The sequence below is a fragment of the Pseudomonas sp. EZ-C24 genome, from assembly GCF_014525325.1.
In the GTDB taxonomy this organism is placed as follows: domain Bacteria; phylum Pseudomonadota; class Gammaproteobacteria; order Pseudomonadales; family Pseudomonadaceae; genus Aquipseudomonas; species Aquipseudomonas shirazensis.
Genome location: NZ_JACDIU010000018.1, coordinates 1 through 9,974 on the forward strand (window position 1 = coordinate 1; position 9,974 = coordinate 9,974).

The window sequence follows — 9,974 nt, forward strand, 5'->3', positions numbered from 1 at the left end:
GGGCCGCGCAGCGGCCCCAGTAGCGCAGAGACCAGCTTCAACCTCAGAGTACCGCCTTCGGATACGAGCCCAGCACTTTCAGCGCTACGGCTTCCTGGCTGATCTGCTCCAGCACAGCCTTGATCAACGGATCACGGTGGTGCCCGACAAAATCAATGAAGAACACATAGGTCCACTTGCCACTGCGCGACGGCCGGGTTTCGATCCGGGTCAGGTCGATGCCATTGTCGTGGAACGGCACCAGCAGCTCGTGCAGCGCGCCCGGCTTGTTGCTCATCGACACAATGATCGAAGTCTTGTCGTCGCCGGTCGGCGGCACTTCCTGGCTGCCGATCATGAGGAAGCGCGTGGAGTTGTCCGGGCGGTCTTCGATTTTCTCGGCAATACGCGTCAGGCCATACAGGTTGGCTGCCATATCGCCGGCAATCGCCGCCGAGTTCCATTCACCCTTGACCCGCTTGGCCGCTTCGGCGTTGCTCGACACCGCCACCCGTTCAACATTCGGGTAATGCGCATCGAGCCACTTGCGGCACTGGGCCAACGACTGGGCGTGGGAATAGATGCGGGTGATGCTGTCGGTCTTGGTGCTCTCGCCCACCAGCAGGTGATGGTGAATGCGCAACTCGACTTCGCCGCAGATAACCATGTCGTGCTCGAGGAAACTGTCGAGGGTGTGGCTGACCGCACCTTCGGTGGAGTTTTCCACCGGCACCACGCCAAAGTTGACCGCACCGGCGGCCACTTCACGGAACACTTCGTCGATCGCCGCCATTGGCCGGCTGATCACCGCGTGGCCGAAGTGCTTCATCGCCGCAGCCTGGGTGAAGGTACCTTCAGGGCCGAGGTAGGCGACCTTCAGCGGCTGCTCCAGGGCCAGGCACGAAGACATGATTTCGCGGAACAAACGCGCCATCTCTTCGTTGCCCAGTGGGCCGCCGTTGCGCTCCATGACGCGCTTGAGCACGGCAGCTTCACGCTCGGGACGGTAGAACACCGGCGTCTCGCCTTCGGCCAGGTTGGCCATCTTGACCCGGGCCACTTCCTGGGCGCAGCGGGCGCGCTCGCTGATCAGCTCGAGGATCTTCTCGTCGAGGCTGTCGATGCGTACACGCAGGGCTTTGAGTTCGTGCTCGACCATCAGGCGTGCTCCTTCTCGAATTCAGCCATGTAGCTGACCAGAGCTTCAACGGCGTCCTGACCCAGGGCGTTGTAGATCGATGCGCGCATGCCGCCCACCGAGCGATGGCCCTTGAGGTTGAGCAGGCCGCGGGCGTCAGCACCGGCGAGGAAGGCTTTGTCCAGGCGCTCGTCGGCCAGGCGGAACGGCACGTTCATCCACGAACGGGCGTTGACGCTGATCGGGTTGCTGTAGAAATCGCTGGAGTCGATGAAGCCGTACAGGCGATCTTTTTTCGCCCGGTTGCGCGCTTCCATGGCTTCGACACCGCCCTGCTCCTTGAGCCACTCGAAGACCAGCCCCGAGAGGTACCAGGAATAGGTTGCCGGCGTGTTGTACATCGAGCCGTTATCGGCCGAAACCTTGTAGTCGAGCATGGTCGGGCAGCTGCTGCGGGCGCGACCGAGCAGGTCTTCACGCACGATCACCACAACCAGGCCGCTTGGGCCGATGTTCTTCTGCGCGCCGGCGTAGATCAGGCCGAACTGGGACACGTCGGTCGGGCGCGAGAGGATGTCCGAAGACATGTCGACCACCAGCGGTACGTCACCGGTCTGCGGCACCCAGTCGAACTGCAGGCCGCCAATGGTTTCGTTGGACGCGTAGTGGACGTAAGCGGCGTCCTTGCTCAGGGTCCAGTCGTTCTGGCCGGGGATAGCGAGGTAATCGTAGGGCTTGGCGCTGGCAGCAATGTTGACGTTGCCAAAGCGACGCGCTTCTTCGATGGCCTTTTTCGACCAGATACCGGTCTCGATGTAGTCCGCGGTGCCGTTTTCCGGCAGCAGGTTCAGCGGGATCTCGGCAAATTGCTGGCTGGCGCCACCTTGCAGAAACAGCACTTTGTAATTGGAGGGGACGGACAGCAGGTCACGCAGGTCCTGCTCGGCCTTTTCGGCAATGGCCACGTAGTCATCGCTGCGATGGCTCATTTCCATCACCGACAGACCTTTGCCATTCCAGTCCAGCATTTCCGCCTGGGCGCGCTGCAGGACTGCTTCAGGAAGCGCAGCAGGGCCTGCGCAGAAGTTAAAGGCTCGTTTGCTCACATCCACTCTCGCTCTGCTCTGGTCAGTAAGCGGGGCGACCATGGCCGCCCCGCTCGGGTTGTTGCGCTGTTTATTCCTGCGGCGCCTCTTCGGCGGCGCCGGCGTCATCATCTGCCGCCTCTACCGCGTCGAGTTCGACGCCCTCTGCGCCCTCCTCGCCTTCGAGCAACTCCTCGAGGTCTTCGGATGGCTCCTGGATCCGCTCAAGGCCCACCAGGGTCTCGTCGCTGGCCAGTTTGATCAGGGTCACGCCCTGGGTGTTACGACCCAGGCTGGAGACTTCGCCAACGCGGGTGCGCACCAGCGTGCCCTGGTCGGAGATGAGCATGATCTCTTCACCTTCCTGCACCTGGATCGCGCCGATCAGCAGGCCGTTACGGCCCTTGGTGCCCATGGCGATCACGCCCTGACCACCACGACCGCGCCGTGGGAACTTGGACAGCGGGGTACGCTTGCCGAAGCCACGCTCGGAGGCGGTAAGGATCTGCGCACCGGACTCGGGGATCAGCATCGAGATGATCCGCTGGCCTTTGCCCAGCTTCATGCCGCGCACACCGCGAGCGGTACGGCCCATTTCACGCACGACGCTTTCAGCGAAGCGGATGACCTTGCCGGCGTCGGAGAACATCATGACTTCCTTGGCGCCATCGGTGATGGCGGCGGCAATCAGGGTGTCGCCTTCTTTCAGCTTCAGCGCAATCAGGCCGCTGGTACGTGGACGCGCAAACTGCGCCAACGGGGTCTTCTTGACGGTACCGGACGCCGTCGCCATGAAGATGTAGGCACCGGTAGGCTCTGCAGCCCACTCGGCAGTATCGCCGTCTTCTTCGTCGACTTCTTCGGCTTCGACCAGCTCACCCTCGAGCACGGTGTCGTCGCCATCCTCCAGCTCTTCATCGACATCGGCGCTCTGCTGCAGAGCTTCGAGGTCGATCTGCAGCATGGCGGTAATGCGTTCGCCGTCTTCCAGCGGCAGCAGGTTGACCAGCGGACGGCCACGGGCAGCGCGCGAGGCTTCCGGGATGTCGTAGGTTTTCAGCCAGTAGACCTTGCCCTTGCTGGAGAACAGCAACAGCGTGGCGTGGCTGTTGGCAACCAGCAGGTGTTCGATGTAGTCCTCGTCCTTGACGCCGGACGCCGACTTGCCTTTGCCGCCACGGCGCTGGGCCTGGTACGCGGTCAACGGCTGGGTCTTGGCGTAGCCGCCGTGGGAGATGGTCACCACGCGCTCTTCTTCCGGGATCATGTCGCCGTAGCTGAGGTCGTGACGGGCATCGAGGATCTCGGTGCGGCGCACGTCGCCGTATTCGGCACGGATCGCTTCGAGTTCTTCGCGGATCACTTCCATCAGGCGCTCGGCGCTGCTGAGGATGCGGATCAGCTCGCCGATCTGCTCGAGAATCTCCTGGTACTCGGCCAGCAGCTTTTCGTGCTCGAGGCCGGTCAGGCGGTGCAGACGCAGGTCAAGAATGGCCTGGGCCTGCTCTGGCGACAGGAAGTACTTGCCATCGCGCATGCCGTACTGGGCATCGAGGTTTTCCGGGCGGCACGAGTCGGCGCCTGCGCGCTCGACCATGACCTGCACCGCGCTCGATTCCCACGGCATCGCAACCAGGGCTTCCTTGGCTTCGGACGGGGTCGGCGAGGCCTTGATCAGGGCGATGACCGGGTCGATGTTGGACAGTGCGACAGCCTGGCCTTCAAGGATGTGGCCACGTTCACGGGCCTTGCGCAGCTCGAATACGGTACGACGGGTCACCACTTCACGGCGGTGACGGACGAACGCTTCGAGCAGGTCCTTGAGGTTGAGCAGGCGCGGACGACCGTCGATCAGGGCGACGATGTTGATGCCGAACACGCTCTGCAGCTGAGTCTGCTGGTAGAGGTTGTTGAGCACGACCTCAGGCACCTCGCCGCGACGCAGCTCGATGACCACGCGCATACCGTCCTTGTCGGACTCGTCGCGCAGCTCGGTGATGCCTTCGAGCTTCTTCTCTTTGACCAGCTCGGCGATCTTCTCGATCAGGCGAGCCTTGTTCAGCTGGTACGGCAGCTCGGTGATGACGATCTGCTGACGGCCACCGACCTTGTCGATGTCTTCGATCTCGGAGCGGGCGCGCATATAGATGCGGCCACGACCGGTGCGATAGGCCTCGATGATGCCGGAGCGGCCGTTGATCAGGCCGGCAGTCGGGAAGTCCGGACCAGGGATGAACTGCATCAGCTCATCGATGGTGACTTCAGGATTGTCGATCAGCGCCAGGCAGCCGTCGATCACTTCGCCGAGGTTGTGCGGCGGGATGTTGGTCGCCATGCCCACGGCGATACCGCTGGAGCCGTTGACCAGCAGGTTGGGGATGCGCGTTGGCATTACCGCCGGGATCAGCTCGGTGCCGTCGTAGTTGGGTACCCAGTCGACGGTTTCTTTGTGCAGGTCAGCCAGCAGCTCGTGTGCCAGCTTGGACATGCGCACTTCGGTGTATCGCATTGCCGCAGCGTTGTCGCCGTCGACCGAACCGAAGTTGCCCTGGCCGTCGACCAGCAGGTAGCGCAGCGAGAATGGCTGGGCCATACGCACGATGGTGTCGTAGACCGCAGTGTCGCCGTGCGGGTGGTACTTACCGATAACGTCACCGACCACACGGGCGGACTTCTTGTACGGTTTGTTCCAGTCGTTGCCCAACTCGCTCATCGCAAACAGAACGCGGCGATGCACGGGCTTCAAGCCGTCACGCGCATCGGGCAGTGCACGCCCGACAATCACGCTCATCGCGTAGTCGAGGTAAGACTGTCTCAGTTCGTCTTCGATATTGACCGGGAGGATTTCTTTGGCCAGTTCGCCCATGAGAAGCCTGATTCCTTTTTCTGGTGAAACCTCGTCCAAGTCCCCAGAGGACGAACGAAGCTCGTCGCCGCAGCGCACAGTGGTGCGACGACTTACGACAAATCAATAGGTTGTGCCTTGGATCTGCGCAATGAAGACCGCATAAACGGGCGGCCTTGGAAACTGCCGGATGGTACCACAAAAATGCATCAGGCTTAAGCCTCAAGCTGCAACAAGAAGCGGCGCTGCCAAGCAATGGCCGCTTTGCCCCGACAGCTGCGTCCTGCGCGGCGCGGTGGCGCTCAATGCAGGCGCTTGCGGCACATCAGCTGGGCGATCTTGGCGGTGTCTGGGCGCTCTACCACGCCTTTTTCGGTCACGATCACGTCAACCAGGTCAGCCGGAGTCACGTCGAACACTGAATTGAACACCTCGACCTGTGCGGCAACCCGATTGCCGGCAACATCCAGCAGCTCGTCTGCTTCGCGCTCTTCCAGCGGGATATCGTCACCGGTTGCCAGGTTCAGGTCGATGCTGGTGCTTGGCGCCACCACCATGAAGCGCACGCCATGGTGCATGGCCGCTACCGCCAGTTGGTAAGTGCCGATCTTGGCCGCGACATCGCCGTTGGCCGCGATGCAGTCAGCACCCACCACGACCCAGGTGATGCCCTTGACCTTCATCAGATGCGCCATCGCCGAGTCAGCGCAGAGGGTGACCGGCACGCCTTCCTGCGCCAGCTCCCAGGCGGTCAGGCGCGAGCCTTGCAGCCAAGGCCGGGTCTCGCCGACGTAAATCCGCTCGACCATGCCCTCAAGGTAAGCTGCACGCAGCACGCCCAGCGCGGTACCGAAGCCCCCGCTGCCCAGCGCACCGGCATTGCCGTGGGTCAGCATGGTCTGCTCGTTGCCTTGCTGGCGGCGGATCAGCTCGATGCCGTACTGGGCCATGGTCAGGTTGGCTTCGCGGTCGCTGTCGTGGATGGCGATGGCCTCGGCTTCCATGGCCGCCAGCAGGTTTTCATTGGGGCGCAGGCGCTGCAGGCGATCACGCATGCGGTTGAGCGCCGAGAACAGGTTGGCCGCGGTGGGCCGCGCCTCGGCCAGATCCAGAAAGTCTTCTTCGATCGACTCTTCCCAGTCGCCCTTCTCGGCAAGCCGGGCACGCAGCGCCAGGACCAGCCCATAAGCGGCGCTGATGCCGATGGCCGGCGCACCGCGCACCGCCATCGAGCGGATCGCGCTCACTACCTGAGACACGTCGGTACAGGCCAGCCAGCGCTCTTGCGCCGGCAGCAGGCGCTGGTCGAGCAGATGCAGGGTGCCGTCACGCCACTGAATGCCGGTCACCTTCTCTGCCGCCAAAAGTCGCTCGCGCATCGCCTCTCCCCGTGCTTTGCTGATCAAAAGCCGGCGATTATAGCGAGCCTCAGCCGCGGGCGCTCGGGTATACTGCGCGATCCGCCCAAACCCTTCAGGTAGCTGCCGCATGCCGACCTCCGTAGCCCCCCTCGACCTGCTCCTGGTGCCGACCTGGCTGGTGCCTGTGGAGCCAGCCGGAGTGGTACTCGAAGGGCACGCGCTGGGCCTGCGCGACGGTTTGATCGCCTGGCTCGGCCCGCGCGAGCGCGCGCCGGCGGCGCTGCAGGTGCGCGAATTGCCCGACTGCCTGCTGTGCCCAGGCCTGGTCAACGCCCACGGCCACGCCGCCATGAGCCTGTTCCGCGGCCTGGCCGACGACTTGCCGCTAATGACCTGGCTGCGTGAGCACATCTGGCCGGCCGAGGGCCGCTGGGTCGATCCGGGCTTTGTCCGCGACGGTACCGACCTGGCCATCGCCGAACAGCTCAAGGGCGGCATAACCTGCTTTGCCGACATGTACTTCTATCCGCGCGAAGCCTGCGAGCAAGTCGAGCAGAGCGGCATTCGCGCCCAGGTGGCGGTGCCGCTGCTGGACTTCCCGATACCCGGTGCAGCGACTGCGGACGACGCCCTGCATCAGGCCATCGAGCTGTTTGGCGAGTTGCGCCACCACCCGCGCATCACCGTAGCCCTCGGCCCCCACGCGCCGTATACGGTCGGTGACGAGACGCTGGAGAAGATCCGCGTGATTGCCGATCAGCTCGATGCGCCGCTGCACATGCACATCCACGAGACCGCCAGCGAAGTCGAGCAGGCCGTTGCCGAGCACGGCGAACGGCCGCTGGCTCGGCTGGCGCGGCTTGGCCTGCTGGGGCCGAGCCTGCAGGCGGTGCACATGACCCAGATCAGCGACGACGACCTGGCCCTGCTGGTAGAAAGCAACACCAGCGTGATCCACTGCCCGGAATCCAACCTGAAACTGGCCAGCGGCTTCTGCCCGGTTGAGCGTTTGTGGCAGGCCGGGGTCAATGTCGCTATAGGCACCGATGGCGCGGCCAGCAACAACGACCTTGACCTGCTCGGCGAAACCCGCACCGCCGCCCTGCTGGCGAAAGCGGTGGCCGGCTCGGCGTCGGCACTGGACGCCCATCGGGCCTTGCGCATGGCGACCCTTAATGGCGCCCGCGCCCTGGGTCTGGACACACAGATCGGCTCGCTGGAGCTGGGCAAGGCCGCCGACCTGGTGGCGTTCGACTTGTCTGGCCTGGCCCAGCAGCCGGTACACGACCCTGTGTCACAATTGATCTATGCCACCAGCCGCGACTGCGCGCGGCATGTCTGGGTTGCCGGCGAGCAGCTGCTCGAAGAGCGCCGCCTGACCCGCATGGACGAGGCAGCACTCACCGCCATGGCCCGCGCCTGGGGCGCGCGCATCGCAGGCAAGGAATGACCACGCGCCAGCTGCGGCTGGCGCTTAGTGACACCTTTTATTCAAGTTTCAGAGGATCTGTTCAATGAGCAACGTCGACCACGCCGAAATCGCCAAGTTCGAGGCCCTCGCCCACCGTTGGTGGGACCGCGAAAGCGAGTTCAAGCCCCTGCATGACATCAACCCGCTGCGGGTCAACTGGATTGACGAGCGCGTCAGTCTGGCCGGCAAGAAAGTCCTCGATGTCGGCTGCGGCGGTGGCATCCTCAGCGAAGCGATGGCGCAACGCGGCGCCACCGTGACCGGCATCGACATGGGCGAAGCGCCGCTGGCGGTAGCCCGCTTGCACCAGCTCGAGTCGGGCGTCGAGGTCGAGTACCGGCAGATCACCGCTGAGGCCCTGGCCGAAGAAATGCCCGAGCAGTTCGACGTGGTCACCTGCCTCGAGATGCTCGAGCACGTGCCTGACCCATCGTCGGTGATCCGCGCCTGCTACCGCATGGTCAAGCCGGGTGGCCAGGTGTTCTTCTCGACCATCAACCGCAATCCCAAGGCCTACCTGCTGGCGATCATCGGCGCCGAGTACATCCTCAAGATGCTGCCGCGCGGCACTCATGACTTCAAGAAATTCATCCGCCCGTCCGAGCTGGGCGCCTGGAGCCGGGTTGCCGGTCTTGAAGTCAAAGACATCATCGGCCTGACCTACAACCCGCTGACCAAGCACTACAAGCTGAGCAGCGACGTCGACGTCAACTACATGATCCAGACCCTGCGCGAGGTGTGAGCATGCGTTTGCGAGCAGTACTTTTCGACATGGACGGCACGCTGCTGGACACCGCGCCTGACTTCATCGCCATCTGCCAGGCGATGCTCGCCGAGCGCGGCATGGCGCCGATCGCCGACAAGCTGATCCGCGACGAGATCTCCGGCGGCGCGCGGGCGATGGTTGCCGCGACCTTTGCCATGAAACCTGAAGACGAAGGCTTCGAGGCATTGCGCCTGGAGTTTCTCGAGCGCTACCAGCGTGACTGTGCAGTGCACAGCAAGCTGTTCGAGGGCATGCCCGAGCTGCTCGACGACATCGAAAAAGGCGGCCTGATCTGGGGCGTGGTGACCAACAAGCCAGTGCGCTTCGCCGAGCCGATCATGCAGCGCCTGGGTCTGGCCGAGCGCTCTGCGCTGTTGATCTGCCCGGATCATGTCAAGAACAGCAAGCCTGACCCCGAGCCACTGATTCTGGCCTGCAAGACCCTGGATCTGGACCCGGCCAGCGTGCTGTTCGTCGGTGACGACCTGCGTGATATCGAGTCTGGGCGCGACGCCGGGACCCGTACCGCAGCGGTGCGCTATGGCTATATTCATCCGCAGGACAACCCCAACAACTGGGGTGCAGACGTGGTGGTGGACCACCCGTTGGAGCTGCGCAAGGTGCTCGACAGCGCGCTGTGCGGCTGCTGATCAATCGCTGAGGGCGCGCCCGCCGCGCCCTGGCTTGCAAAGGATAGACCTATGTTCGATTACACCGCCCGCCCCGGCCTGCTGGCTGGCCGAGTGATCATGGTGACTGGCGCCGGCCGCGGCATTGGCGCTTCGGCGGCCAAGGCCTACGCCGCGCTGGGCGCGACCGTGTTGCTGCTGGGCAAGACCGAAGCCAACCTCAATGAGGTCTATGACGAGATCGAAGCCGCGGGCCACCCGCAACCGGTGGTGATCCCGTTCAACCTGGAAACTGCCTTGGCGCACCAGTATGACGAACTGGCAGTAATGATCGAGAACGACTTCGGTCGGCTTGACGGGCTGCTCAACAACGCTTCGATCATTGGCCCGCGCACGCCGGTGGAGCAACTCTCGGGCGACAATTTCACGCGCGTGATGCACATCAACGTGAATGCCACGTTCATGCTTACCAGCACCCTGTTGCCGCTGCTGAAGTTGTCCGAGGATGCGTCGGTGGTGTTCACCTCCAGTAGTGTCGGGCGCAAGGGCCGGGCTTACTGGGGTGCCTATGGGGTGTCGAAGTTTGCCACCGAGGGCTTGATGCAAACCCTGGCCGACGAGCTGGAAGGCGTGGCACCGGTGCGCTCCAACAGCATCAACCCGGGCGCGACCCGCACTGCCATGCGTGCGGCGGCGTATC

General features: G+C 63.7%; 8 protein-coding genes. 4 read left to right on the forward strand and 4 right to left on the reverse strand.

Annotation, left to right across the window (positions count from 1 at the left end; genetic code table 11):
• Positions 1-43 precede the first annotated feature (43 nt).
• The 4 genes from pheA to mtnA all read right to left on the reverse strand — a co-directional run bounded on the left by pheA (position 44) and on the right by mtnA (position 6,426).
• On the reverse strand, positions 44-1,138 hold the full coding sequence (pheA, locus tag IDM28_RS17030) for a prephenate dehydratase (RefSeq protein ID WP_101321653.1): 1,095 nt from the start codon (positions 1,136-1,138) through the stop codon (positions 44-46).
• On the reverse strand, positions 1,138-2,223 hold the full coding sequence (gene serC, locus IDM28_RS17035) for a 3-phosphoserine/phosphohydroxythreonine transaminase (RefSeq protein WP_101323087.1): 1,086 nt from the start codon (positions 2,221-2,223) through the stop codon (positions 1,138-1,140). Before serC ends, pheA begins: the two co-directional genes overlap by 1 nt.
• 70 nt (positions 2,224-2,293) lie before the next feature.
• On the reverse strand, positions 2,294-5,068 hold the full coding sequence (gene gyrA / locus IDM28_RS17040; protein WP_150571400.1) for a DNA gyrase subunit A: 2,775 nt from the start codon (positions 5,066-5,068) through the stop codon (positions 2,294-2,296).
• Between the two features lie 281 nt (positions 5,069-5,349).
• Positions 5,350-6,426, reverse strand: coding sequence for an S-methyl-5-thioribose-1-phosphate isomerase (gene mtnA / locus IDM28_RS17045; RefSeq protein WP_101321655.1), 1,077 nt, complete (start codon positions 6,424-6,426; stop codon positions 5,350-5,352).
• 109 nt (positions 6,427-6,535) lie between these two features.
• Here mtnA and IDM28_RS17050 point away from each other — a divergent pair, with 109 nt between their 5' ends.
• The 4 genes from IDM28_RS17050 to IDM28_RS17065 form a co-directional block, all read left to right on the forward strand.
• Complete coding sequence (locus tag IDM28_RS17050) at positions 6,536-7,858, forward strand: TRZ/ATZ family hydrolase (protein ID WP_188036533.1); 1,323 nt, start codon at positions 6,536-6,538, stop codon at positions 7,856-7,858.
• A gap of 64 nt (positions 7,859-7,922) precedes the next feature.
• On the forward strand, positions 7,923-8,621 hold the full coding sequence (ubiG, locus tag IDM28_RS17055) for a bifunctional 2-polyprenyl-6-hydroxyphenol methylase/3-demethylubiquinol 3-O-methyltransferase UbiG (protein ID WP_101321657.1): 699 nt from the start codon (positions 7,923-7,925) through the stop codon (positions 8,619-8,621).
• A gap of 2 nt (positions 8,622-8,623) precedes the next feature.
• A complete protein-coding gene (gene mupP / locus IDM28_RS17060; protein ID WP_188036534.1) occupies positions 8,624-9,295 on the forward strand; it encodes an N-acetylmuramic acid 6-phosphate phosphatase MupP in 672 nt (223 codons plus the stop codon).
• 51 nt (positions 9,296-9,346) lie between these two features.
• On the forward strand, positions 9,347-9,974 hold a 628-nt coding region (locus tag IDM28_RS17065; RefSeq protein ID WP_188036535.1), incomplete at its 3' end, for a YciK family oxidoreductase.

Bases quoted from the DNA above. Each gene is read 5' to 3' on its own strand.
- pheA (WP_101321653.1), bottom strand. From the start codon at position 1,138: ATGGTCGAGCACGAACTCAAAGCCCTGCGTGTACGCATCGACAGCCTC.
- gyrA (WP_150571400.1), bottom strand. From the start codon at position 5,068: ATGGGCGAACTGGCCAAAGAAATCCTCCCGGTCAATATCGAAGACGAA.
- mtnA (WP_101321655.1), bottom strand. From the start codon at position 6,426: ATGCGCGAGCGACTTTTGGCGGCAGAGAAGGTGACCGGCATTCAGTGG.
- IDM28_RS17050 (WP_188036533.1), top strand. From the start codon at position 6,536: ATGCCGACCTCCGTAGCCCCCCTCGACCTGCTCCTGGTGCCGACCTGG.
- ubiG (WP_101321657.1), top strand. From the start codon at position 7,923: ATGAGCAACGTCGACCACGCCGAAATCGCCAAGTTCGAGGCCCTCGCC.
- mupP (WP_188036534.1), top strand. From the start codon at position 8,624: ATGCGTTTGCGAGCAGTACTTTTCGACATGGACGGCACGCTGCTGGAC.